This is a genomic window from Streptomyces sp. NPDC005931 (assembly GCF_042871235.1).
GTDB lineage: Bacteria > Actinomycetota > Actinomycetes > Streptomycetales > Streptomycetaceae > Streptomyces.
In genome coordinates, this window is record NZ_JBIAIG010000005.1 from 345,168 (window position 1) to 369,168 (window position 24,001).

Here is a 24,001-nt window from a genome sequence, read left to right on the forward strand (position 1 = left end):
CCCCGTTCCCCCGGGGAGGCCGCCTCAGACGTACCGCAGCTCCGCCGGGCGGACCGCGCGGCCGAGCAGGGGCAGCGCGGTGGCGGTGGCCAGCAGACAGACCCCGTACACGGCCACCGGCACCAGCAGCGCCGCCCACGGCACCGACCAGCCGCCGCCCTCGGCGAGCGAGGCGTAGCCCGTGCCGATCGCTGCCCCGCCGACGCCCGCGACCAGGACGGACGGCGCCAGCGGCAGGGCGGTCTCGAGCAGCAGCGCCCGGCCGAGCACCGCCCGCGGCACCCCGGCGGCGACCTGTGCGGCGAGCGTGCGGCGGCGGGTGACCAGCGACTCGGCGGTGCCCACGGCCAGCCCCGACAGGGTGATCAGGAAGGCGGCGCCGATGGCCGCGGCGGTCAGGTCGAGCCCGGTGGTGTAGAAGGACCGGTCCTCCGCCAGGTGCTTGCCGGAGTCCAGCACCTGGAGCATGACGTGCCGGATGCCGACGAAGCCGGTGCCCACGACCGTCACCAGTAGCACGGCCGTGTGGGTGCGGGCCGCCGCCCACGGGTCGTCACGCAGCCGTTCCGCCGCGATGAGGACGGCCGGGTCGCCGGTGCGGGCGGCCAGCAGCCGGCCCGTCAGCCGGGAGGTCGTGCCGACCAGCCACAGTGCGCCCGCCCCGGTCAGCGCGAGGACCGAGACGACCAGCACGGGCCCCGTGGGCACGGTGCCGGGGCGGCGGTCCAGACTGAGGTACGAGGCGAACAGCGCGCCCAGGAACAGCGCCACCGCACCGAGGAACAGCAGCCCGGGGCGGCTCCTCGGCCGTGTTCGGCGCACCGTGCCCAGCGGCGAGGCGACCACCCGGCGCAGCGTCAGCGCGCCGACCAGCGCGCCGGCCACCGGCACCGCCACCGCCACCGCGGCGATCCCCGCCCAGGCCCACGTCGACGGGTGGTCCCACAAACGGACCACCAGCAGGAGGCAGGACAGGGTGGCGACCGCCGACCCGGCAAGACAGGTCAGCCCGGTCTCGGCCGCGGCGATCCGCCGCACCTGCCAGGGCGTGGCGCCGGCCAGCCGCAGCCCGGCGAGCCGCCGGTCCCGGTGCACCGCGCCGAGACGGGCGCCCTGGCCGACGAAGCCGAGCACGGGGATCAGCAGGAGCAGCAGCGCGGCGACCGTGCCCGCCCGCTCGCCGGGACTGTTCAGCAGGCCGTCGGCGACCGGGATCGCGTGGTGCCCGCGCAGCGACCCGAGCACGACCGCCGCCAGGGCCAGTGCGCTCGCCAGGAGCGCGCCGACGCCGGTGAGCGCGATCCGCCACCACTCGTGGCGGTCGGATCCGCGCACCAGGTGCCAGGCCAGCCTCAGGTCCGCCGTCACCGCGTCACCTCCACGACCGTCGCGTCCTCGGCCACGACGGTGCCGTCGCGCAACGACACCTCACGGTCCGCGTAGGCCGCCGTCTGGGCGTCGTGCGTGATCAGCAGAACGGCAGTGCCCGACTCGCGGGCCGTGTGCGCCAGGGCCGTCATCGCCTGCTCGGCCGCCAGGGAGTCCAGTGCGCCCGTCGGCTCGTCCGCGAACACCACCTTCGGGCCTGTCACCAGGGCCCGGGCCAGGGCGGTCCGCTGGGCCTGGCCACCGCTCATCTCGCCGGGGCGCAGCCCCTCCTGGCCCCGCACCCCGAACCGCTCCAGCCACTCCCCGGCCCGCTCGTGCGCCCGGGACCGGGACGCACCGGCCAGCAGCAGCGGCAGCGCGACGTTGTCCAGTGCCGTCAGCTCCGGGATGAGCTGACCGAACTGGAAGACCACACCGAAGTCGGTGCGGCGCAGCATGCTCAGCCGCTTCTCCGGCAGCTGGTCGAGCCGCTGCCCGCGGTACGTGACGGAACCCCTGTCCGGGCGGACGATGCCCGCCAGGCAGTGCAGCAGCGTCGACTTGCCACTGCCGCTGGCGCCGGTCACCGCGAGCACCTCGCCGGTCAGCAGGTCGAGCGACGCGCCGCGCAGGGCGGGTGTCCTGCCGTGCGTCTTGACCAGATCACGGGCCACGAGGAGCGGTTCCCCGGGGGCTGCCTTGTTCATGCTGTGTCGACCTCCGCGGTCAGGGTGGTGAGCCGGGCCGCCGTGGTGTGCATCCAGCGGAGGTCGGCGTCGAGGTGGTTGAGGGCGTAGTCCGCCGAGAGCACGGTTGCCAGGTCGGCGCCCTTCGCGGTCTTGACCGCGGTGAGCTCGCGCATCCGCTCCATGTGGGCGGCGCGCTGGGCCCGCAGGTAGGCGGCCGGGTCGCCCCCGGAAAGGATCGACACGACGACCTTGGCGAAGATCTCGTTCGTCACGAACGGTGCGGGCGGGGCGGTCTCCCCGGCCCAGCGGGACAGTTCACCTGTCCCCTCGTCCGTCGAGCGGTACGTCGTCCGCTCCGGGCCGCCGTCCGAGTCCGTGCCGTCGATCTCGGCGAGACCGTCCCGCACCAGGCGCTGCAACGTCGTGTACACCTGCCCGTAGGCCAGCGGGCGGGCCTGCGGGAAGCGCTCGTCGTGGCGTCGCTTCAGGTCGTAGCCGTGGCTCGGTCCCGACGCGAGCAGACCCAGCAGGATGTGACGGATGCTCATGCCGCATTATGCACCACGTACATGTACTGAGTGAATAGCGATCACCAAAGAGGTCGTTCCATACGCTCATGGACGCACGCGGGCCCGGGTGCACGCCTCACGCGTTTACACGGGCACGCGATGGCTCACTCCGCGACCGCGTACGCCTCCACCGACCACAGCGAGTAGCCGAAGCGCGTCGCCCGCTTCTCGCCCTGGACGCGGACGTGGCGGACGCCGGGTTCGTCCATCCGCAGCGTCTCCCGGCCGCCGCGGGCGCCGCGCACCGTCGCCGCGGTGCGCCAGTCGCGGCCGTCCGCCGAGACCTCGACGCGGTACGCCGACGGGTGGGCGTCCTGCCAGTGCAGGGCGACGCGGCCCAGCCGCACCGGGCGCTCCAGCTCCACCTGCCACCAGGCGTCGTCCTCGGCCGGGGACGACCAGCGGGTCGTGGGGTCGCCGTCGCCGGCGGCCGACGCGGGGAAGTCCGGGGTCTCGTCGGCCGAGGAGCTCGCCCGGCCGGTGCGGGCCAGGTCGGGTCCGGCGGTGCGGGGCACGGCGTACACCGTGAGCGTGCGGGTCGTCCCGCCGAAGCCGAGCCGGACCTCGTACGGCCGTGACGGCGTCCCCGGCGCCACGCTCACCTCGACCGGCACCTCCACCGGCGTACCGCGCGGGACCGTCACCGGGTCCTTCGGCACCCGGACCCGGACGCCCTTCGGCGCCTCGGCGGTCACCCGGCCGCGCAGCTCCGCGGGGCGCTGCGACCCGAGGGTGAGCGTGAGCCGCCGGGTCCCGCCGATGTCGGCGTCCGCGCGGTCGCCGTCCGGCAGCTCGAGCGAGGTGGCGGGGGAGTCCGCGAACCAGGGGACGAGATGGCGGACCCGGGCGGGGTCGTCCGTGCCGGTGACGCGCAGGGCGTCGACCGGGCCGAGGGCGGGTCCGGCCTCCGGGCGCCTGCCATCGGCTGCCCCGCCCCGCCCGCCGGCCTTCCGGTCACCGGCGCCGGGGGCTTCCGGCGCGGGCGGTGCTCCGGGTACGGCCAGTTCCGTCGCCCCCGTGGACGACAGGGGGCCCAGGGCCTGCCAGCCCCTGCCGGGGACGTGCGCCTCGACGGTGCCCCGGGTGGCGGGGTCGGTCAGGACCGTCACGGCGGTGAGGGCACGGGGGCGCGGCAGACGGAGCGTGGGGTCGTCCGTCGCCGCGCCGGGGGCCGCGGGGGGCTCGCGGTCGACGCCCGCCCACGCCTCGTACGCCTTCTGCGCGCGGCTCAGGAACGGGTCCAGCACGCCCTCGCCGACCGTCACCCGGGACGGCTTCAGCCGCGCCCGCTGCTCACCGAGCCTGCGGTACGCCGTCCAGGCGGCGCCCGCGTCCCCGGCCTGCTGGGCGCGCAGCATGTCCAGCGCGGTCGTGCCGGCGCCGCCGTAGCGGGCCAGTTGCGCGGCCCAGGGGGCGACCTCGACGGCGAGCGGTGTGCCGGACAGGCGGCCCGGCAGGTCCCGCAGAACCGCGAAGGCGTCGCGCAGCCGGGTGGCCGCAGCCGTCCCGCCCGTGCCCCGCGCGGCCGTCCGGGCCCGCCAGAACTCCTCCAGCAGGGGGCGCAGATACGCCGACTCCTCGCCGCCGAGCACCGACGACGCGTCGTTCCCCGCGAGCGCCGCCAGCGCCTCCTCGCGCCGGGCGTCACCGCCGGCGAGGTCGGCGATCGCGGCCCGCCAGGACTCCTCCGGGTGGTAGTTCCGCGGGTTCCAGGCGAAGTCCGCGGCGGTGAACAGCGGGATGCGGGAGGCCTCCGGCTGCTCCATCGCGTTGGCGAGCAGTGCGGCCGAACCGGCGGCGACCGCCGGTTCGCGGCCCTGATAGGGGCCGAGGAAGATCCGGCCGGGGGCGTAGTCGTTGACCGGGTAGTTGTCCATCGTCACGAGTGGGTGTCCGAACACCTCGCGCGCTCGGGCCACTTCGCTCCCCGTGATGGTGCGCGGGACCACCCCGACCCCCGTCCACGCCACCTCGACGCCCGCGTCCAGCGCCTCGGCCAGGGCCCGCCGGTACGGCGTCGAGCCGTCCTCGTAGAACTCCGTGGGCATCAAAGACAGGGCGGGCGCCCCGGGGGGACGCGCCGTCAGGTGACGCGCCACGGCGTTCGCCACGTGCGCCTGGGCGCGGGCGGCCGCCTCCGGGCCCGAGCCGAAGCGCTCGGCGTCCGCCCCGCAGTGCCACTCGCTGTAGCTGACGTCCTGGAACTGGAGCTGGAAGGCGTCGAAGCCCAGCGCCCGCATCGCGTCGAGCTTGCGGACCAGTGCCCGCAGGTCGTCGTCCGAGGAGAAGCACATCGCCTGGCCGGGGGCCACCGCCCAGCCGAGCGTGACGTGGTTGCGCCGGGCCCGCTCCGCCAGCTCCCGGAACTCCGCCTGCCGCCCGGCCGGGTACGGCTCGCGCCAGCGTGCCTGACGGTAGAGGTCGTCGCCGGGCGCGTACAGGTACCGGTTCTGCTTGGTGCGGCCCATGAAGTCCAGGTGCTCCAGCCGTTGCCGGTGCGTCCACGGCGTGCCGTAGAAACCCTCGGTGACGCCCCGCACGGCGGTGCCCGGCCAGTCCCGCACCGCCGCCGCGGCGAAGGTTCCGTCGGCGCGCAGCAGCCGGCGCAGCGTCTGCACGGCGTGGAACAGACCGTCCTCGCCGGCGCCGGTCAGGGAGACCGCGCCCCGGCCGGTGGTCAGCGTGTAGCCGCCGGCGGGGAGGGCGCGCTGGGGGTCGTCGGTGGGTGGTTCCGCCCCCAGGCGCACTTCGAGCGCCCCCCTGGGCTTCGGTGCGCCGGGGGCGGTGAACCGGCGCGCCCCGGCCTCCCGCAGCAGTGTGCGCAGGGCGTCGAGCGTGTACCGGTCGACCGTGGCGTCCGTGATCAGCGCGACCTCTTCGGTCACCGCCACCGGGGCGCCGCCCGCGCGCAGGGACTGGGGACGCGGCCAGAGCGACGGGCCCGCCTCCTCGACCGCCCCCGGAGCGGGTGCGGCGGTCGTCCCCGGGGCGGGTGACGTGGTCGTACCGGGTCCGGGTGACGTGGTCGTACCGGGGTCCGGTGGCGCCGCGACGGCGGCGGGCATCGAGCCCAGGGTTCCGGCGACGACGGCGAACGCGAGGACGGCCGCCCTCTTCCCGCGGCGCGGCTGCACAGGCCCCTCCTCATGCCCTACCGTGTCCGATTCGTTGCGGAGACGTTGTCGAGTGGTGTCGAGCCCACCATTTCTGCGGTGAACGTGTCAATGACAGTGGCCGTTGTGCCGAGTTTGTCCTACCGGGCGCCGAGGAACGGGAAGAGAATGTGAACAGGAGCACGTTGTCCGTCTTCGTGCGTCTGGCTTCGCGCTCGCTGGGTAGGGCTGCGACAACCCCAAGCGATGTTCGACGAGGAGGCCACCCGTGGCTGCACCGGCATACGTCCCGTCCCCCGCCCTGTCCAAACCCGCGGCGGACCCGTCCGCCGACACCGGCACCCACCTGTGCGCCTTCGGCGCGGAAGGGACGTGCGCCGAGATCCCGCTCACCAGCGAGCCCCCGCTGCCCGACACCGAACCCCTCACGAGCGAGCCCCCGCTCGCCGACGCCGCGCTGACCAGCGAATCCGACGCCTTCGCCGACGCCTCCGGTCTCACGGACCCGTCCGGCCTCCTGGACACCGACCCCTCTGGCCTCCTGGACACCGACCCCTCCGGCCTCGTCGCCGCCGGACCCTCCGGTCCGACGGACGGCGACCCCTCCGGTCTTACGGTCCCTCCCGGCCTCGACGCCTTCCCGGCCCAGTACCGCCCGGAGCACTAAGTGAGCGCGCCAGGGCCGGCCGAGCCCCCTTCCGAGGACCTGTCACGGCTCGCCGCCCTGTACGGCGTGGCCACCTCCTACAGCCCCTCCCCGGACCGGACGGTCGCCGCCTCGGCCACCGCCGTCACCCTCGCCCTCGCCGCCCTCGGTGTGGACGCCGGCACCCCGCAGGCCGTCCGTGACGCGCTCACCGCCCGCGAGCGGGAACTGGGCGAGCGCCTGCTGCCGCCCACCGTGGTCTCCTGGGGCACCGACCCACCGGCCGCGCTCGCCGCGCTCCCCGACGGCACCCGGCTGCGCGTCCGCACCGAGCAGGGCGAGACCCGCGCCTCGGCCGACCACCTCCCGCCCGGCGTGCACGACGTCACCGCCACCGCCCCGGACGGCCGCACCGCGCGGGCCCACCTGATCGTCGCCCCGCCCCGGCTGCCCGCGGCCCCCGGACGCGCCTACGGCCTCCTGGTGCAGCTCTACTCGCTGCTGTCCCGCACCTCCTGGGGCATGGGCGACCTCGGTGACCTGCGTGAACTCGCCGACTGGGCCGGGCGCTCCCTCGGTGCCGGATTCGTGCAGGTCAACCCCCTGCACGCGGCCGTCCCCGGCACCCCCACCGACCCCTCCCCCTACCGCCCCTCCTCCCGCCGCTTCCCCGACCCCGTCCACCTGCGCGTCGAGGACGTCCCCGAGTTCGCGTACGTCGACGACCACGCCCGCGTGCGGGCCCTGCGGGAGCGGGCCGCACGGCTGCGCGAGGCCGTGCTGGACAAGGGCGGGCTGATCGACCGGGACGCGGTGTGGGAGGCCAAGCGGGAGGCGCTGGAACTGATGCGGGACGTGCCGCTCGGGCCCGGCCGGCACGCCGCCTACTGCGACTTCCTCGCCGAACAGGGCCAGGCCCTGGAGGACCACGCCACCTGGTGCGCGCTCGCCGAGGTGCACGGCTCCGACTGGCACCGCTGGCCCGCCGGACTGCGCGACCCGCGCTCCACCGAGACCGCCCACGCCCGCCGCGAGCTGCTGGACCGCGTCGACTTCCACTCCCGCCTCGCCTGGCTCACCGACGCCCAGCTCACCGCCGCCCAGCGCACCGCGCGGGAGGCCGGGATGCCGGTGGGGATCGTCCACGACCTCGCCGTCGGGGTCCACCCGGGCGGCGCCGACGCCTGGGCCCAGCAGGACCACTTCGCCGCCGGGATGTCGATCGGCGCCCCACCGGACGCCTTCAACGCGCGCGGCCAGGACTGGGGCCTGCCGCCCTGGCGCCCCGACCGGCTCGCCGCCTCCGGCTACGAGCCCTTCCGTGCCCTGCTCAAGGCCCTCTTCCGGTACACCGGCGCCCTGCGCATCGACCACGTGATGGGACTGTTCCGGCTGTGGTGGGTCCCCCAGGGCCATCCGCCCACCGAGGGCACCTACGTCCGCTACGACGCCGAGGCCATGCTCGCCGTGCTCGTGCTGGAGGCCTCCCGGGCCGGTGCGCTGGTGATCGGCGAGGACCTGGGCACCGTCGAGCCCGGGGTGCGCGAGACGCTGCGCGCCCGTGGCGTCCACGGCACCTCCGTGCTGTGGTTCGAGCGGGACTGGGCGGGCGACGGCAGGCCGCTGCCGCCGGAGGAATGGCGCGCCGACTGCCTCGCCACCGCCACCACCCACGACCTGCCGCCCACCGCGTCCCGCCTCACCGGCGAACACGTCGACCTCCGCGACAGGCTCGGGCTGCTCACCCGCCCCCTGCCCGAGGAGCGCGCGGAGGCCGCCGCCGACACCGGGGAGTGGCTGGAGCTGCTGTCCCGGCTCGGCCTGCTGGAGGGCACGGGCGGCGGCACCGACGCGTCGTCGGAAGAGGCCGAGATCCAGGCCGTCCACCGCTATCTGCTGCGCACCCCGGCCCGCATGATCGGCGTCTGGCTCCCCGACGGCGTCGGCGACCGGCGCCCGCAGAACCTCCCCGGCACCTGGGACCAGTACCCGAACTGGCGCCTGCCGATCGCCGACGCGCGGGGACGGCCGGTGACGCTGGAGGACCTGGCGGCGTCACCGAGACTGCGTGCGCTGCTCGGAGTCCTGCGCGGGGACTCCGGTGGCGGTGCCGTCTAGGGCCGCCGGTGGCGGGTGTGCGCGGGAACGGCGGTGGCGGCCTGCGCGGCAACCCCGGTGGCGGGCCTGCGTGGCAGTCCGGCGACCGGGGCCTGTGTGGGAATGCTGGTGGCGACGCCTGCGTGGCACCTCCGACGACCGGGCCTGCTTGGGGACCCCGGCGGCATCCCTGCCCCGACCCCGCCGGCGGCACGCCCCGCCCGTCCGCGACCGAGGTGCCGGGCCGTCCGGGCCGGCAGCGGGGGCCGACTCCGGGGCGGCGGCCCGTGACGGCCGCGGCGGCGCGGGGCCGTGTACGCCACCCCGGCCGCGCGCTCGCCACCGGCGTTCGCTACCTTGGGCACCGTGGACAAGAAGAACGCCCTGCGCGCCGGCGCCCTGGCAGCCGGTACGACGCTGATGATGCTGCTCATGACGTCCCCCGCGCTCGCGCTCAACCGCGACGACGGTGACGACCCCGGCACGGGCCTGAGCGTCATCGAGACCCTGGGCCTCTATGTCGTGGCTCCGATCGCGCTGTTCGTGGTCATCGCCGGCCTGGTGATGATCGGCGACAAGTCGCACAAGCGGAAGGACACGACCAGCTCCAACATCCGCGTCAAGGCCGACTCCAAGGCCTGAACCCGCTCCCGCGAGCGCGGTCGCCCGGGTCGCCCGGTTTTCCGAGGGCGCCGTCCCCCGCCGTACGCAGGCACACGTGCCGCGTGCGTGCGCCGGGGACGGCGCCCTCTGTGCTGCCCGGGCCGGTCCCGGCCGAAGGGCCCGACGCTCAGACGCCCGGATGCGGTGCCGTCAGATAGCGCTGGAGCGTCGGCCCCAGCCACGCCACGATCTCCTCCCGGGCCAGGTCGACCGCGGGCGGCAGGCGCAGGACGTACCGGGTGAGCGCCAGCCCGAGCAGCTGGGAGGTGACGAGCGCGGCCCGCACCGGGACCTGCTCGGGGTCGGGGCAGACCCGCTCGACGACGGGGAGGATCTGGTCCCGGAAGATGCCCTGCGTCCGCTCGGCACCGGCCCGGCTGGTGGCGGCGACCCGGAGCAGGGCGGTGAGCACCTCGTTGTCCTCCCACAGGGCGAGGAAGTGCCGCGCCAGGGCCCGGCCGGCCTCCTGCCGGGGCAGCCCGGCCAGGTCGGGCAGCTGGAGATCGACGGCGACGGCCGCGGCGAACAGGCCCTCCTTGTTGCCGTAGTAGCGCATCACCATCGAGGGGTCGATCCCCGCGTCCCTGGCGATGGCGCGGATGGTCGCCCGCTCGTACCCGTCGGCGGCGAACCGCTCGCGCGCGGCGTCGAGGATGGCGGCACGGGTGGCGTCGGAGCGGCGCACCGACGAGGACGGCGGGCGCGGCGCGGACCGCGCCGCGGACCGCGGCGGGGGCGAGGCCGCGGCCGGTGGGCCGGCTCCGGGCGCTGTCGGCTTGCTGTCAGGCATGCCAACGAGTGTAGGCCAACATGTGTAGGCCAACAACTGTTGACCTCTTGGGTCGAACGGCCTACGGTGATGTCAGCGAAGTCAACACTTGTTGGCCAACAGCTGTAGGCCACTCTTAGGAGGCCCGGATGAACGGCACCACCCGCTCCGTCATCGTCGTCGGCGCCGGACCCACCGGTCTGCTCCTGGCGGGGGACCTCGCCACCGCCGGTGTCCCCGTCACCCTCGTCGAGAAGCGACCGCGCCGGATCAGCAACCTCTCCCGCGCCTTCGTCCTGCACGCCCGCACTCTGGAGCAGCTCGACTCCCGGGGCCTCGCCGACGAGCTGGAGGCGGTCGGCCGCCCGCTGGACCGGCTGCGCCTGTACGACCGGCTCTCCCTCGACCTGAGCACCCTTCCCTCCCGCTACCACCACGTCCTCCTCGTCCCGCAGTACGAGGTCGAGAAGGTCCTGCTGCGACGGGCCACGGAAGCAGGGGTGGACTTCCGGTACGAGACGCAGGTGACCGGCCTGACGCAGGACCCGGACGGCGTGACCGTGCGCGTCACCGGCCCCGCGGGGGAGCCGGAGGAACTGCGGGCCGCGTACGCCGTCGGCACCGACGGGATGCGCAGCGCCGTGCGGAACGCGGTCGGGCTGCCGTTTCCAGGGCGGTCGGTGATCCGCTCCGTGGTGCTCGCAGACGTGCGGCTCGCCGAGGAGCCCGAGACGCCGCTCACCGTCAATGCCGTCGGGGACGTCTTCGCCTTTCTCGCGCCGTTCGGCGACGGCTACCACCGGGTCATCGCCTGGCACCGGGGCCGCGACATCCCCGAGGACCGGCCCGTGGGCCTGGAGGAGGTCAAGGAGATCACCCGGCTCGCCCTCGGCCGCGACTTCGGGATGCACGACGCCCGCTGGACGTCCCGCTTCCACAGCGACGAACGCCAGGCGCCCGCCTACCGCGTGGGGCGGGTCTTCCTCGCCGGCGACGCCGCGCACGTGCACACCCCGGCCGGCGGCCAGGGCATGAACACCGGCATGCAGGACGCGGCCAACCTCGGCTGGAAGCTCGCCCAGGTGCTGGGCGGGCACGCCCCCGACTCCCTCCTCGACACCTACCAGGCCGAACGGCACCCCGTCGGCAGGGCGGTGCTGCGCAGCAGCGGCGGCATCGTCCGGCTCGCCATGGCCCGGCGCCCCTGGACGCTGGCGCTGCGCGCGGCCGTGGCGACCGTCGTCCAGCACGTCGCCCCGGTGCGCCGCCGGGCGGTCGGCCAGGTCACGGGCATCGGCGTCCGCTACGCCGCCCCCTCCGGCGCGCACCGCATGACCGGCCTGCGCGTCCCCGACGTGGCGCTGGCCGGCGGAGGACGGCTGCACCAGGTCCTGAACGGCAGGCGGTTCGTGCTGATCACGCCGGAGCCCTACGACGACGGGGGCGGTCGCAAGGACCGGCTGGCGGTGGAGCGCTGGGAGGGGGAGCGCCGTACGACCCTGCTGGTGCGGCCCGACGGGTATGTCGCCTGGGCGTCGGACGACGCCGCGCCGCTCGCCGTCGAGGCGGCGCTCGCCGCCCACGTGGGGTGAGCGGCCCCGCTGTCCCTCGGTGCGCTCTCGCCGCCGACGTGGGGTGAGCGGCCCCGCTGTCCCTCGGTGCGCTCTCGCCGCCGACGTGGGGTGAGCGGCCCGGCTACCCCTCGGTGGCCAGCAGCAGATCGCGGAGCAGGTCGGCCAGCTGCCCGGCCCGTTCCTCGCTCAGGGCGGACAGTGCCTCGGCCTGGACGGCGAGGCCCGCGCCGACCGCCTCGTCGATGAGGTCGAGCCCCCGGTCCGTGAGCGTGACCTGGAGCCCCCGGCGGTCGTGCGGGTCGGGGGAGCGACGCAGCAGCCCCGCCCGTTCCAGCTTGTCGAGGCGTCCCGTCATCCCGCCGGTGGTGAGCATCAGCGTGGCCGACAGCCGGCGGGGCGAGAGGGTGTAGGGCTCGCCGGAGCGGCGCAGCGTGGCCAGGACGTCGAACTCGCCGCGGGAGATGCCGTATCCGGCGTACGCCTTCTCCATCCGGTCGCCCATCGCCCGGGACAGGCGGTAGACGCGGCCGAAGACCTCCATGGCGGTGGTGTCCAGGTCCGGCCGGACCACCGCCCACTGCTCGATGATCGCGTCGACCGGGTCCCTGCGCCGCTCGGAGCGTGCACTCGTCGCACTCATGCGGCGAGTATCCGCCGCCGTTCCGTCACCCGCAAGAAAGTAGCTGGGCGACAAGTGGATCGACAGTAAGTAGCTTGCGATTAAGTTGCTTGGCGCTAAGCTACTTCTGCCGACCTACTCCAAGGGGTGCGCCACCATGGCTGTCGCGAACCGTGCCACGCTCATCACCCTGACCGCGCTCGCCCCCGTCTCCTGGGGCACCACCTACGCGGTCACCACCGAGTTCCTCCCGGCCGACCGCCCCCTGTTCACCGGTCTGATGCGTGCCCTGCCCGCCGGACTGCTGCTGCTCGCCCTCGCCCGGGTCCTGCCCCGCGGGGCCTGGTGGGGGAGGGCGGCGGTGCTCGGCGCGCTGAACATCGGCGCGTTCTTCCCGCTGCTGTTCCTCTCCGCGTACCGGCTGCCCGGAGGCATGGCCGCGGCGGTCGGCTCGGTAGGGCCGCTGTTCGTGGTCGGCCTCGCGGCGTTGCTGCTGGGGCAGCGGCCGACCGTGCGCACCGTGCTCACCGGGGTGGTGGCCGCCCTCGGCGTCAGCCTCGTGGTCCTGAAGGCGACCGGCGCGCTGGACCCGGTCGGCGTGCTCGCGGCGCTCGCCTCCACGGCGTCCATGTCCACCGGCACCGTGCTCACCAAGCGCTGGGGCCTGCCCGAGGGGGTCGGCCCGCTCGCCCTGACCGGCTGGCAGCTCACCGCGGGAGGGCTGCTCGTCGCACCGGTCGCCTTCCTGGTCGAGGGCGCGCCGCCGGCGATGGACGGCGGGGCGATCGGCGGATACCTGTACCTGGCCCTGGGGAACACGGCGGTCGGGTACTGGCTCTGGGTCCGCGGCATCGGCCGGCTGAACGCCACCCAGGTCACCTTCCTCGGCCCGCTGTCCCCGTTGACCGCGGCCGTGGTCGGCTGGGTGGCGATGGGGCAGGCGCTGACGCCGGTGCAGTTGGCGGGCATGGCGCTGGCCTTCGGGGCGACGGTGGCCGGGCAGATCGCTCCCCGCAGCCGCAGGGCCACCGCGCGGCCCGCGTCCTCCGCCGCCGCATCGTTGGGGTCGTCCAGTCCCACGGAACGCGACGCCCGGGAGGACGTGCCGGACCGCACGGCCCCGGCACTGCGCCGGTAGGCATCCTGCCGCCTGCCGCCTGCCGCCTGCCGCTTCTGTCGCCAGCCGCCGGCCGCCGGCCGCTCGCTGCCGGAGGTCGGGCGGGCGACCCGCTGACGCTGCAGACGCGGCCCGCGGGCCGGCCGGCCGACGGTCCGACCGGTCGCGCAGGCACCCGCGGAGGCCGTGGCGACCAAGGCGAACCGGCCCCGGCCCCCGGCGGTGGTCGTACCGCCGATGACCCGTCGGGACGCCGCGGGGCCGGCCGAGGCCGGCAGAGCAGCGAGAGGGGCGCCCGGTACTGCACCGGGCGCCCCTCGGGCCGTACGGGATGTGCGGGGTGCTACCCGGCGGTCGCCGCGGTCGCCGCGTCCGCCGACTGGGCGCGCAGGGCCCGCTCCACGCCCGCGCGGGACTCCGAGACCAGGCGGCGCAGGGCCGCGTTCGGTTCCGCGGTGGCCAGCCAGGCGTCCGTCTTGTCCAGCGTCTCGCGGGAGACCTGGACCGCCGGGTAGAGACCGACCGCGATCTGCTGGGCCATCTCGTGCGAGCGGGACTCCCAGACGTCCTTCAGTGCCTCGAAGTACCGGTCCGTGTACGGCGCCAGCAGCTCGCGCTGGTCGGTCTGCACGAAGCCGGCGATGACCGCCTCCTGGACGGCGTTCGGCAGCTTGTCCGACTCGACGACCGAGGCCCACGCCTCCGCCTTGGCCTCCGGGGTCGGGCGGGCGGCGCGGGCGGTGGCGGCGTGCCGCTCGCCGGCCGCCGTCCTGTCCCGCTCGTACTCCGCCGCGATCTCCGACTCGTCGAAGCGGCCCACCGCCGCGAGCCGCTGCACGAACGCCCAGCGCAGCTCCGTGTCCACGGCCAGCCCCTCGACGGTCTGCGTGCCGGCCAGCAGTCCCTCCAGCAGGTCCAGCTGCTCCGGGGTGCGGGCCGTCGCCGCGAACGCCCGCGCCCACGCCAGCTGGTGGTCACCGGCCGGCTCGGCGGCCCGCAGGTGGGCCAGCGTGGCGTCGGTCCAGCGGGCCAGCAGGCTCTCGCGGGCGGCGGGCGCGGCGTACAGGTCGATCGCCAGCTTCACCTGGCGGTGCAGCGACTGCACGACACCGATGTCGGACTCCTTGCCGATGCCCGACAGGACGAGGCTGAGGTAGTCGCGGGCGGCGAGCTCGGCGTCCCGGGTCATGTCCCAGGCCGACGCCCAGCACAGGGCCCGCGGGAGTGACTCCGCGAAGTCGCCCAGGTGCTCGGTCACGACGGCCAGCGACCGCTCGTCCAGGCGGACCTTGGCGTACGACAGGTCGTCGTCGTTGAGCAGCACCACCGCCGGGCGCGGCCGGCCCACCAGCTGCGGTACGGCGGTCAGCTCGCCGTCCACGTCCAGCTCGACCCGTTCCCCGCGCACGAGCTTGCCGCTCGCCGCGTCGAGGTCGTACAGGCCCACCGCGATGCGGTGCGGGCGCAGGGTCGGCTCGCCCTTCGCTCCGGCCGGGAGGGCCGGGGCCTCCTGGCGGATGCCGAAGGAGGTGATGACGCCCTCGGCGTCCGTCTCGAGCTCCGGCCGCAGGACGTTGATGCCGGCCGTCTCCAGCCACTTCCCCGACCAGGTGCTCAGGTCACGGCCGGAGGTCTCCTCGAGGGCGCCCAGCAGGTCGGACAGTCGCGTGTTGCCGTACGCGTGGCGCTTGAAGTACGCCTGCACGCCGCGGAAGAACTCGTCCTCGCCGACGTAGGCCACCAGCTGCTTCAGCACGGAGGCGCCCTTGGCGTACGTGATGCCGTCGAAGTTGACCAGCACGTCGTCCAGGTCGCGGATGTCCGCCATGATCGGGTGCGTGGACGGCAGCTGGTCCTGGCGGTAGGCCCAGGTCTTCATCGAGTTCGCGAAGGTCGTCCACGAGTGCGGCCACTTCGAGCCCGGCGCCGCCGCCTGGCAGGCGATGGAGGTGTACGTGGCGAACGACTCGTTCAGCCACAGGTCGTTCCACCACTCCATGGTGACCAGGTCGCCGAACCACATGTGGGCCAGCTCGTGCAGGATGGTCTCCGCGCGCACCTCGTACGCCGCGTCCGTCACCTTCGACCGGAAGACGTACTGGTCGCGGATCGTCACCGCGCCCGCGTTCTCCATCGCGCCGGCGTTGAACTCCGGCACGAACAGCTGGTCGTACTTCTCGAAGGGGTACGCGTAGTCGAACTTCTCCTGGAACCAGTCGAAGCCCTGCCGGGTCACCTCGAAGATCGCGTCCGCGTCCAGGTACTCGGCGAGCGAGGGCCGGCAGTAGATGCCCAGCGGCACCGACTGGCCGTCCTTCTCGTACACGCTGTGCACGGAGTGGTAGGGGCCGACGATCAGGGCCGTGACGTACGTCGAGATGCGCGGGGTCGGCTCGAAGACCCACACGTTGTCCTGGGGCTCGGGAGTGGGCGAGTTGGAGATGACCGTCCAGCCCTCGGGCGCCCGCACGGTGAACTGGAACGTCGCCTTCAGGTCCGGCTGCTCGAAACTCGCGAACACGCGGCGGGCGTCCGGGACCTCGAACTGGGTGTAGAGGTACGCCTGGTCGTCGACCGGGTCGACGAACCTGTGCAGGCCCTCACCGGTGTTGGTGTAGGCGCAGTCGGCGCTCACCCGCAGGACGTTGCGGCCCTCGAGCAGCCCGGGCAGGGCGATGCGGGAGTCCTTGAAGACCTCGGCCGGATCGAGGGGGTCCCCGTTCAGGATCACCTCGTGCACGGTCGGAGCCACCAGGTCGATGAAGGACTCGGCTCCTCCCCCGCTCGCGGCTTCGTCGGAGAGGGAGGTGCCCTCATCGGCGACGTCGAAGCGCACCGTGGTCACGGACCGGTAGGTACCGCCCTCCTGCGCGCCGGAGAGATCGAGTTCGATCTCGTACGAGTCAACGGTCAGCAGCTTCGCCCGCCGCTGCGCCTCTTCGCGAGTCAGGTTTGTGCCAGGCACGCGGTCATCTCCTCGTTATGTGTGGGTTGCGTCATCCTTCCACGGGACGTCGCGATCGGGCGACGACGAAGCCGCGCCATGGGGATACCCCTGTATCGGGCCCGGACGTACGGGGGTGGGGACGGATGCGGAGGGACGCGAAGACGATGTCCGCATCCCGCCGGTGGCCGGGGGCGCGGGACGCCAGCCTGGGAAGATGACGAACCACATCGCACGTCCCGTCCCCGCGCCGGTGCTCGAGGAACTGCTGACCGCCGACGACGCGGGCCGCCCGGCCGCCCCCTTCGTCGACACCGAGGGGGGCGCCCCGCTGCGCTGCTGCCTGCGTGCCGGCGAGCCCGGCGAGTCCCTCGCCCTCGTCTCCTACGCCCCGCTGCGCCGCTGGGCCGCCGAGACGGGCGTGGACCCGGGCGCGTACGACGAACAGGGCCCCGTCTTCATCCACGCCGGGAAGTGCGCGGGGCCGGACGGGGAGGAGCAGCTGCCCTTCACCGGCGCCCACCGCGTGCTGCGCCGCTACGGCGCCGACGGGCGCATCCTGGGCGGACGGCTGGTCGAGGCGCCCGAGGACTTCGCGCCCGCCCTCGCGGAGGCGTTCACCGACCCGGCGGTGGCGCTGGTGCACGTGCGGGCGGTGGAGTACGGCTGTTTCCTGTACGAGGTCCGCCGTGGCTGAGCGTCCGCCGGACTGGGCCGGGTCCCGGTCCCCTGGTGGCGCCCGGGTCCGTCCCCTCGGCCCCACGCCTGGCGCGCCACGGGCCGTCGGCCCCGATCCGCAGCAGGCCGCCGGGCGCCTGGCGGGGAGCGCGGCGCGGAAGGGGCGGCACCGAGCAGGGCCGCACTGGAAGGGGGCCGCACGGAGGGGCCCCACGGAAAGGGGGCCGCACGGAGGGGCCACACGGAAAGGGGGCCACACGGAAGGGGGCCACACGGAAGGGGGCCACACGGAAGGGGGCGGTCACCTCGTACCGGTGACCGCCCCCGGGATGCGGGTCCGCGCAGGGTGTGCCGCGACGGCGTCCCGCGGGTGACGCGTTACTCGCCGGAGAGTTCCGCCGCGACCAGCTCCGCGATCTGCACGGCGTTCAGGGCCGCGCCCTTGCGGAGGTTGTCGTTGGAGACGAACAGGGCCAGGCCGTGCTCCACCGTCTCGTCGCGGCGGATGCGGCCGACGTAGGACGGGTCCTTGCCGGCGGCCTGGAGCGGGGTGGGGATGTCGGTCAGGACGACACCGGGGGCGTCCGCCAGCAGCTCGGTCGCGCGCTCGACGCTGATCGGGCGGGCGAAACGGGCGTTGACCTGGAGGGAGTGGCCGGAGAAGACCGGTACGCGCACACAGGTGCCGGACACCTTGAGGTCGGGGATCTCCAGGATCTTGCGGGACTCGTTGCGCAGCTTCTGCTCCTCGTCGGTCTCGTGCAGACCGTCGTCCACGAGGTTGCCGGCGAAGGGCAGCACGTTGAAGGCGATGGGTCGCTTGTAGACGCCGGGCTCCGGGAAGTCGACCGCCTCGCCGTCGTGGGTCAGCCTGTCGGCGTCGGCGATCACCTTCTGCGCCTGGCCGTGCAGCTCGGCGACGCCCGCGAGACCGGAGCCGGACACCGCCTGGTAGGTGGCGACGACCAGCGCTTCCAGGCCCGCCTCCTCGTGCAGCGGACGCAGGACCGGCATCGCGGCCATGGTGGTGCAGTTCGGGTTGGCGATGATGCCCTTGGGGCGGTCGGCGATCGCGTGCGGGTTCACCTCGGAGACGACGAGCGGCACCTCGGGGTCCTTGCGCCAGGCCGAGGAGTTGTCGATCACGACGGCGCCCTGCGAGGCGACCTTCTCGGCCAGCGCCCTGGAGGTGGCGCCGCCCGCGGAGAACAGGACGATGTCCAGGCCGGTGTAGTCGGCGGTGGAGGCGTCCTCCACCGTGACGCCGTCCAGCTCCGTGCCCGCGGAGCGGGCCGAGGCGAACAGACGCAGCTCCGTGACCGGGAAGTTCCGCTCCTTGAGGATCCTGCGCATGACCGTGCCCACCTGACCGGTGGCTCCGACGATTCCGACCCTCACGGTGACTCCCTCTCCTGCGTCCTACGCGTTGCTGTTGCCTGGCCTCGGCCTTTCCATCATGCGGCCGACCACGGCCCGCCTGTCCAATTCTTTGCGCGCTCTGCCCGCACAGTGGGACGCCCCGGCGGTGACCGCCGGTCGCGGACCTTCGGCGGCCACCCCGCTGAGCTGGAGGAATTCAGCCGGTGGAAGCCCTGGGCCGCAAGGTCCCCTGCCCGGACCTGCGTCGGCCACACGACGGTGTGACATACGCCTCGGTCGGCTCCGGGAAAACGATCCGCGCGGTCCGAACGTTCCGGGCGGGAGCGGCGTCGTAGGAGAAACGGCGTGAGGGGGTGGCCAGTGCTGCGCGGAAGGACCCGGCGCGGCCGGGGGGCGTACGTCGCCGCGGACGACGACCCGCTGGACGCGGCGCAGGAACGCCGGGTGCGGGCGGTGCTCGCCCTGGGCGGGGTACCGCAGGCGGACCTGTCGGACGGGGTGCAGCAGGTCCGCCTGCGGCTGCTGGAACGGGCCGCGAGCGGGCGCGAGGCTCCCCGGGACGTCTCGGCCTGGGCGGCGGTGGTCGCCTCCCACCTCGCCATGGACTGGCACCGGGCCAAGCGCCGCCAGGAGCGGCTCGGCGAGCGCCTCGCCGTGCTGCACCCGACGGAGCTGCCCTCCGGCGAGGAGACCAGCCTGCTGTCCCTCGCCGTCGCCCGGGGCCTGGACGCGCTGCCCGACGCCCAGCGCCAGGTCGTCGTGCTCCGCTTCTACGCCGACCTGCCGGTGCGTTCCATCGCCGACCAGCTCGGCGTCCCGGAGGGCACGGTCAAGAGCAGGCTGCACACGGCGGTACGCGCCCTGCGCACCCGCCTGCACGAGGACGAGGTGGTGTGACATGCCCGCCCGCGACGACGAGTACGACGGCACCGGGCCCGGTGGCGCCCGGCCCGGGTACAGCGGCACCGGGGACGCGCGGCCCGACCGCAGCCGGTACGGGGGCCGTGAGCGCGACGACGTGCGGCCCGGCGGCGTGGCGTCCGGGGCCACCGGCCATACGGGCCGCCTGCCCGGGGACGCCCCGTCCGGCGGCAGCACGCCGGGTGACGCCGGGTTCGACTGCAGCGCGCCGGGTGACGCCGGGTTCGACGGCACGGGTCCCGGCGACGAGGGGGACGGGATCCGGTACGGCGGCGTGGACGCGCTGATGACGGCGATCCTGGAGGACGACGGGGACGCGTCCGGCGTGCTGCCCGAGCGGGCCCGGCGGGACCCCGCCTTCACGGCCGCCCGTGACGCCGCCGCCGCCGACCTCGTACTGCTGCGGCAGCAGCTCGGCCTGATCGGGGAGGCCCTGGCCGCCCCCGTCGAGGTCACCCAGGCGGAGACCACGGAGGCGGAGCCGACGGCCGGAGGAGCGGAGGCAGGGGCGCCGCCGGGGCGAGACGGGGCCGTGCGGCCCGGGAGCGGACCGCAGACCGCCGGCCGGCCGCAGGCCCAAGGGCGACGGCGGGACGGCGTGGCGGCCACGGGCACGGGACGGCAGAGCGGACCGGGGCCGCGCGGCTCCGGCCCGGAGACGGCGCCGCCCCGACCGGCCCCCCACCCGCCGCTGAGGCCCCGCGGCGACCACCCCCCGCACACCCCCGAGCCCGCCCACGGGCCCCGCGTCCGGCCTGCGTCCGAGCGCCCCCGCCCCACCCCGCGTCGCCCCCGGCGTCCGCTCGGGGCCGCGCTCGGTGTTCTGGTCGCCGCCGCCGCGGCCACCGTGGTCCTCGGTGTGGGGTGGCTGGTCGCACAGCCCGGGGGAGGGGTCGGCGGAGCGGACGACAAGTCCGCCGCGCAGTCGGACTCCGCCGCCAAGGAGGCGGGTGACACCGCCTTCGGCAGCCCCCGCCGTCTGGCCTGCGCCCGGCTGGTGGCCGAGGGCACCGTCGCCGCCGTCGAACCGGTGCCGGGCCGGGACCACGAGCGGGTCACGCTGGAGGTGACCCGGTCCTACAAGGGCGACGGCACGAGCGAGGTCACCTTCCCGTACGAGCGGGACGCAGGGCCCCGGCTCCGCGCCGGCGACGAGGTGCTGGTCGGCCTGCCCTCCGACGGCGACTTCCCGGACGCCGTGGTCACCGGCGAGCGGGCCATCGCCCACGAGCGGGCCGGGATCCTCGCGGCGCTCCCCGCGTCGCGCACCCTGCCCTGCGGGTGACGGGCACGGCGAAGGGGCGGGCGCCCGTACGGACACCCGCCCCTCTGCCGTGCGACTGCGGCCGTTACGGAACGACCTTCTCGATGGTCACGCTGCCGGTGCCCGCGACCGTGCCGCGCGCGTTGACCAGCTGGACCCGTCCGAAGAACTCACGTCCCTCGGGAGCCGCCGCGGCGGCCGTGACCTTGGCGGAGACGGTGGCAGACTCGCCCGTGCCGAGCTTCACCGGGGACTCGTCGACCGCGACACCGCCCAGCGAGGCGGCGAAGAACACGTCACGGTAGTCGTAGTCGGTGGAACCGGCCGGAACCGCGTAGCCCACGACCTCGATCGTGTACGTACCGGCGGCCGGGGAGGCGATGGAGACCGACTCCTCCGAGTCGCCGTCGGCGGCCTGGCCGACGACCTTGCCGTCCTTGGAGACCGTCAGGTCCAGGTCGGCGGAGGCGTCGGAGACGTTGCCGATGGCCACGTCGAGCCGCGTGGCGCCCTCGGGCACCTCCACCGTGGTCGTCTGCGTCTCACCGGTCCTGATGGCGGGACGGTCGGTCTTGGCCGAGCCGAGCGGGCCGCCCACCAGCTTGCCGTCGAGCGCGGCGAGCTTGTTGGTGACCTTCCAGGAGGCGTCGGCCGGGGTGCCGACCTTCGCCTCGGGCACGGTCACGGTCTCCGGCTCGAAGGCCGCGCCGAGGACGGCGACGTCCAGCTTGTAGGGGTTGTCGAGCAGCGGCGAGGTGCGGCGCGACTCGACCTCGATCTCCCAGACGCCCGGCTGCGGGTCCGCGTACGAACGCAGGTCCGGACGGCAGACGTTGGCCGGGTTGTTGTAGTTCGGGTAGCAGTTGATCGTCGACGTCGGGTCGCTCGGGACGCCGTACGGGTGGATGGCGATGAACCGGGTCTGGCTCTTGTCCTTCAGCCCGCTCATCGCGATCTCCAGCGTCTTCGCGCCCTCGGGGACGGTCACGAAGTACGACTTGTGGCTGTTGCGCTGGACCGAACCGGAGGCGGAGAAGGAGTGGTTCAGCGGCGCGGAGACGACCACGGTGCTGAGGACCTGCTTGTCGATGCCCTCGGTGCGCGGGTCGTCGACCTCGAGGATCGCGCTCTTGATGCCGGCGGAGCCGGGAGCGGCCTGGACCTTGACGGTGACCGGCTTGTTCAGCGGCAGACCGACCTCGTCCGAGCCGACGATCCTGAAGGTGCGGCCCGTGTTGTTCTCGAAGTGCAGCTCGTGCCTGATCGTGCGGTCGGCGCCGGACGTACGGGTGATCGTGAGGTCGTACGTCTTCTTCTGGCCGGCCTTGAGACCGCCTTCGCGGTCGTAGAGGCCGGTGCCCCGACCGGGCGTCTTCAGGAACTGGTCGAGCGCGGTGTCGACCGGCGCCTGCACCGTGTACGCGTGCGAGGTGGCACCGTCACGGATCGCGTCCCAGGCGTCCCCGAGGTTGATCAGGCCGGCGCCCTCCTCGTGGGCCTGCACACCCCTGATGTGGTCGGCGGTGGAGGTGAGGGCGGTGCGCAGCGTCGCGGGCGTGAGGTCGATGCCCTTGCGCTTCGCGGCCGACAGCAGCAGCGCCGCGGAGCCGGCGGCCTGCGGGGAGGCCATCGAGGTGCCCTGGAGCATGCCGTAGCCGGCCGGCAGCTTGTAGCCCGCCTCGGCGACCGGGGCGCCCGGCAGCCAGGTCTGGATGGTGTTGATCGACGCGCCGGGCGCGACCAGCGTCGGCGCGAAGCCACCGTCCTCACGCGGACCGCGCGAGGAGAACGGCATCATCGCGTAGTCCTTCTCCACGACCGAGCCGTAGTTGGCGGCCCAGGTCTCCTGGGAGACGGAGGCGCCGACCGAGATGACCTTGTCGGCCAGGGACGGGTCGCCGATGGTGTTGGTGCCGGGGCCGGAGTTGCCCGCGGAGATCACCAGCTGGACGCCGTACTCGTCGATCAGGCGGGTGTACAGCTCGGCGCGGGCGTTGTTGCCGTCGTTCAGCGCGGGCAGACCGCCGATGGACATGTTGACGATGTCGACGCCGCGCTTGGTGACGAGGTCGATCATGCCCTCGGTGAGCGCGACGTTGGTGCAGCCGCCGGTCCAGGTGCAGGCGCGGGAGGAGACGATCTTCGCGCCGGGGGCGGCGCCGTTCATCTTCCCGCCGAACAGCCCGTGGGCGGCGGTGATGCCGGCGACGTGCGTGCCGTGCTCGGACTCGATGACGCCGATGTTGACGAAGTCGAGCTTCTTGCCGACCCAGTCACCGCCGTAGGGGTCCATCGGGACGTCCTTGCGGATCTCCACGACGAACGGCTGGCGCTCGGCGACGTCGGTGGACGGGTCGTCGGTGCCGAAGTACCCGACCTGGAAACCGTCCTTGTACGGCTTCATCGGGGTGTCGTCGCCGAAGTCCTGGTTGTTGTTCAGGTCGACGCGGACCGTGCCGGCCGCGGCGTCGTAGAGCACGCCCCAGGAGTCGGTGGTGTCGCCGTCGCGGTTGGCATCGCCGGCCGCGTCGCCACCGGTGGTGTACGACTCCAGGAAGGTGCTGATCCGGTAGGCACCCTCCGGCGCCTGCCAGGTCTTGCCGCCGAACGTGAACGTCGGCCCGGAGACGGCGGAGGCCATCGGGCGCCAGGTCCGGTCGCTGTCCACGATCGGGTCGGTCGCCGTGACCCAGTCGACGATCTTGCGCTCGCCGGTGGTGGTCTTCTGCAGCGCCGGGTGGCCGAGGTCCACGCCCGAGTCGAGGACGCCGATGGTGATGCCGCGGCCGTCCGCCTTCGGGTGCTCCTCGACGAAGTCGACGGCGCCGGTCTCGAAGGACGGGTTGTACGGGTTCTCGGCGGGCGTGTTCTTCCCGGGGGCCGGGTAGGCGGCGGTGCCCTCGGTGCCGGCCTGCTTCGCGGTGTCCGCGCTCGGCGCCGGGTCGTCCAGCGGGATTTCTTCGCGCAGGTCGATGCCGTGCACGGAGGAGAGCTTGGCGGCGGAGGAGATGGCCGCGTCCGCCTTGGCGGTGGGCACGGTGGCGCGGACGTAGCCCAGCTCGTCGTGGGTCCGGCCGACCGAACCGCCCTTGACCGCGTCCAACTGCTCGGCGACCTGCTCGGTCTTCCCGGGCGCGGTGGCGATCATCATCGTGACGTACTTGGCGCCGTCGGCCTTGGCCTCGGCGAGCAGATCCGCGTCGTCCGAACCGAGCTTCCTGGGCGCGGACTTGACGTCACCGTCGACGGGCGCGGCGGCCGGCGCGTCGGCGGCGAACGCCAGGGGTATCGGCGCGGCCGCGGAGAGCGCGGCGACGAGACCGGCGGCCACCGCGATGCGGGCCACGCGTCTCGCGCCCGCCATCGGGTCGCGCTGGGGGGTGTGGGTCATCGGCATCCCTTGACGTAAAGGAACGATCGTGGAGCGACCGGAGCCGATCGGCCCTGGCCGCGACGGTCCGGTATGCGATACCGGACGATCGCTGAGCCTTACGCAAGGGGTAGATGTTTGGCGAGGGTTGACCGAACCGAAATGGATGTATGGGGAAAACCCCCGGTGCACTTTTGGGGAGATGAGACCTCGAAGGCGA

Annotated in this window: 16 protein-coding genes and 1 pseudogene; 8 read left to right on the forward strand and 9 right to left on the reverse strand. The window is 74.3% G+C overall.

Translation table 11 applies throughout. From position 1 onward, the window contains the following. Window positions 1-24: 24 nt before the first annotated feature. The 4 genes from ACFYOV_RS15755 to ACFYOV_RS15770 all read right to left on the reverse strand — a co-directional run bounded on the left by ACFYOV_RS15755 (window position 25) and on the right by ACFYOV_RS15770 (window position 5,760). Window positions 25-1,368 carry an FtsX-like permease family protein gene (locus tag ACFYOV_RS15755; protein ID WP_389087758.1) on the reverse strand — a complete coding sequence of 448 codons (1,344 nt, stop codon included), beginning with the start codon at window positions 1,366-1,368 and terminating at the stop codon, window positions 25-27. Continuing rightward, the gene (locus ACFYOV_RS15760) at window positions 1,365-2,075 is read right to left on the reverse strand and encodes an ABC transporter ATP-binding protein (protein ID WP_389087760.1); all 711 of its coding nucleotides are present in this window, start codon (window positions 2,073-2,075) and stop codon (window positions 1,365-1,367) included. Before ACFYOV_RS15760 ends, ACFYOV_RS15755 begins: the two co-directional genes overlap by 4 nt. Then, complete coding sequence (locus ACFYOV_RS15765) at window positions 2,072-2,605, reverse strand: PadR family transcriptional regulator (RefSeq protein ID WP_389087762.1); 534 nt, start codon at window positions 2,603-2,605, stop codon at window positions 2,072-2,074. Before ACFYOV_RS15765 ends, ACFYOV_RS15760 begins: the two co-directional genes overlap by 4 nt. A gap of 125 nt (window positions 2,606-2,730) precedes the next feature. Next, window positions 2,731-5,760, reverse strand: a complete 3,030-nt coding sequence (locus tag ACFYOV_RS15770) for a beta-N-acetylglucosaminidase domain-containing protein (RefSeq protein WP_389087765.1) — start codon at window positions 5,758-5,760, stop codon at window positions 2,731-2,733. Window positions 5,761-6,007: 247 nt separating this feature from the next. Here ACFYOV_RS15770 and ACFYOV_RS15775 point away from each other — a divergent pair. The 3 genes and pseudogenes from ACFYOV_RS15775 to ACFYOV_RS15785 form a co-directional block, all read left to right on the forward strand. Next, window positions 6,008-6,238, forward strand: a pseudogene (locus ACFYOV_RS15775) (hypothetical protein); the annotation flags it as partial. 168 nt (window positions 6,239-6,406) lie between these two features. Continuing rightward, window positions 6,407-8,503 carry a 4-alpha-glucanotransferase gene (gene malQ / locus ACFYOV_RS15780; RefSeq protein ID WP_389087767.1) on the forward strand — a complete coding sequence of 699 codons (2,097 nt, stop codon included), beginning with the start codon at window positions 6,407-6,409 and terminating at the stop codon, window positions 8,501-8,503. 345 nt (window positions 8,504-8,848) lie between these two features. Next, the gene (locus ACFYOV_RS15785; RefSeq protein WP_389087769.1) at window positions 8,849-9,124 is read left to right on the forward strand and encodes a hypothetical protein; all 276 of its coding nucleotides are present in this window, start codon (window positions 8,849-8,851) and stop codon (window positions 9,122-9,124) included. A 148-nt stretch (window positions 9,125-9,272) separates the two neighbouring features. Here ACFYOV_RS15785 and ACFYOV_RS15790 read toward each other — a convergent pair whose 3' ends face one another. Further along, window positions 9,273-9,935 carry a TetR family transcriptional regulator gene (locus tag ACFYOV_RS15790; RefSeq protein WP_389087772.1) on the reverse strand — a complete coding sequence of 221 codons (663 nt, stop codon included), beginning with the start codon at window positions 9,933-9,935 and terminating at the stop codon, window positions 9,273-9,275. 128 nt (window positions 9,936-10,063) lie between these two features. On the opposite strand from ACFYOV_RS15790, the gene ACFYOV_RS15795 reads away from it, so the two are divergent. Next, a complete protein-coding gene (locus ACFYOV_RS15795) occupies window positions 10,064-11,506 on the forward strand; it encodes an FAD-dependent monooxygenase (RefSeq protein ID WP_389087774.1) in 1,443 nt (480 codons plus the stop codon). 103 nt (window positions 11,507-11,609) lie between these two features. Here ACFYOV_RS15795 and ACFYOV_RS15800 read toward each other — a convergent pair whose 3' ends face one another. Next, complete coding sequence (locus ACFYOV_RS15800) at window positions 11,610-12,128, reverse strand: MarR family winged helix-turn-helix transcriptional regulator (RefSeq protein WP_389087777.1); 519 nt, start codon at window positions 12,126-12,128, stop codon at window positions 11,610-11,612. Window positions 12,129-12,264: 136 nt separating this feature from the next. Here ACFYOV_RS15800 and ACFYOV_RS15805 point away from each other — a divergent pair, with 136 nt between their 5' ends. Next, window positions 12,265-13,245, forward strand: coding sequence for an EamA family transporter (locus ACFYOV_RS15805; RefSeq protein WP_389087779.1), 981 nt, complete (start codon window positions 12,265-12,267; stop codon window positions 13,243-13,245). Between the two features lie 322 nt (window positions 13,246-13,567). Here the strand turns inward: ACFYOV_RS15805 and pepN are convergent, their stop codons facing one another. Then, the gene (gene pepN, locus ACFYOV_RS15810; protein WP_389087782.1) at window positions 13,568-16,189 is read right to left on the reverse strand and encodes an aminopeptidase N; all 2,622 of its coding nucleotides are present in this window, start codon (window positions 16,187-16,189) and stop codon (window positions 13,568-13,570) included. 196 nt (window positions 16,190-16,385) lie between these two features. On the opposite strand from pepN, the gene ACFYOV_RS15815 reads away from it, so the two are divergent. Continuing rightward, window positions 16,386-16,865: a DUF1203 domain-containing protein gene (locus ACFYOV_RS15815; RefSeq protein ID WP_389087784.1), complete on the forward strand. Its 480-nt coding sequence runs from the start codon at window positions 16,386-16,388 to the stop codon at window positions 16,863-16,865. Window positions 16,866-17,224: 359 nt separating this feature from the next. Here the strand turns inward: ACFYOV_RS15815 and ACFYOV_RS15820 are convergent, their stop codons facing one another. Next, window positions 17,225-18,244 (reverse strand): aspartate-semialdehyde dehydrogenase, encoded by a 1,020-nt coding sequence (locus ACFYOV_RS15820; RefSeq protein ID WP_389087787.1) that lies wholly within the window; start codon window positions 18,242-18,244, stop codon window positions 17,225-17,227. Between the two features lie 342 nt (window positions 18,245-18,586). Between ACFYOV_RS15820 and ACFYOV_RS15825 the strand changes: the two genes are divergently transcribed. After that, window positions 18,587-19,123, forward strand: coding sequence for an RNA polymerase sigma factor (locus tag ACFYOV_RS15825; RefSeq protein WP_389087928.1), 537 nt, complete (start codon window positions 18,587-18,589; stop codon window positions 19,121-19,123). A 1-nt stretch (window position 19,124) separates the two neighbouring features. Further along, window positions 19,125-20,432, forward strand: a complete 1,308-nt coding sequence (locus ACFYOV_RS15830) for a hypothetical protein (protein ID WP_389087789.1) — start codon at window positions 19,125-19,127, stop codon at window positions 20,430-20,432. Between the two features lie 64 nt (window positions 20,433-20,496). Here the strand turns inward: ACFYOV_RS15830 and ACFYOV_RS15835 are convergent, their stop codons facing one another. Further along, the gene (locus ACFYOV_RS15835) at window positions 20,497-23,802 is read right to left on the reverse strand and encodes a S8 family serine peptidase (RefSeq protein ID WP_389087792.1); all 3,306 of its coding nucleotides are present in this window, start codon (window positions 23,800-23,802) and stop codon (window positions 20,497-20,499) included. Window positions 23,803-24,001 lie beyond the last annotated feature (199 nt).

Bases quoted from the DNA above. Each gene is read 5' to 3' on its own strand.
- ACFYOV_RS15790 (WP_389087772.1), bottom strand. From the start codon at position 9,935: ATGCCTGACAGCAAGCCGACAGCGCCCGGAGCCGGCCCACCGGCCGCG.
- ACFYOV_RS15800 (WP_389087777.1), bottom strand. From the start codon at position 12,128: ATGAGTGCGACGAGTGCACGCTCCGAGCGGCGCAGGGACCCGGTCGAC.
- ACFYOV_RS15805 (WP_389087779.1), top strand. From the start codon at position 12,265: ATGGCTGTCGCGAACCGTGCCACGCTCATCACCCTGACCGCGCTCGCC.
- ACFYOV_RS15760 (WP_389087760.1), bottom strand. From the start codon at position 2,075: ATGAACAAGGCAGCCCCCGGGGAACCGCTCCTCGTGGCCCGTGATCTG.
- ACFYOV_RS15815 (WP_389087784.1), top strand. From the start codon at position 16,386: ATGACGAACCACATCGCACGTCCCGTCCCCGCGCCGGTGCTCGAGGAA.
- ACFYOV_RS15765 (WP_389087762.1), bottom strand. From the start codon at position 2,605: ATGAGCATCCGTCACATCCTGCTGGGTCTGCTCGCGTCGGGACCGAGC.
- ACFYOV_RS15835 (WP_389087792.1), bottom strand. From the start codon at position 23,802: ATGACCCACACCCCCCAGCGCGACCCGATGGCGGGCGCGAGACGCGTG.
- ACFYOV_RS15795 (WP_389087774.1), top strand. From the start codon at position 10,064: ATGAACGGCACCACCCGCTCCGTCATCGTCGTCGGCGCCGGACCCACC.
- ACFYOV_RS15830 (WP_389087789.1), top strand. From the start codon at position 19,125: ATGCCCGCCCGCGACGACGAGTACGACGGCACCGGGCCCGGTGGCGCC.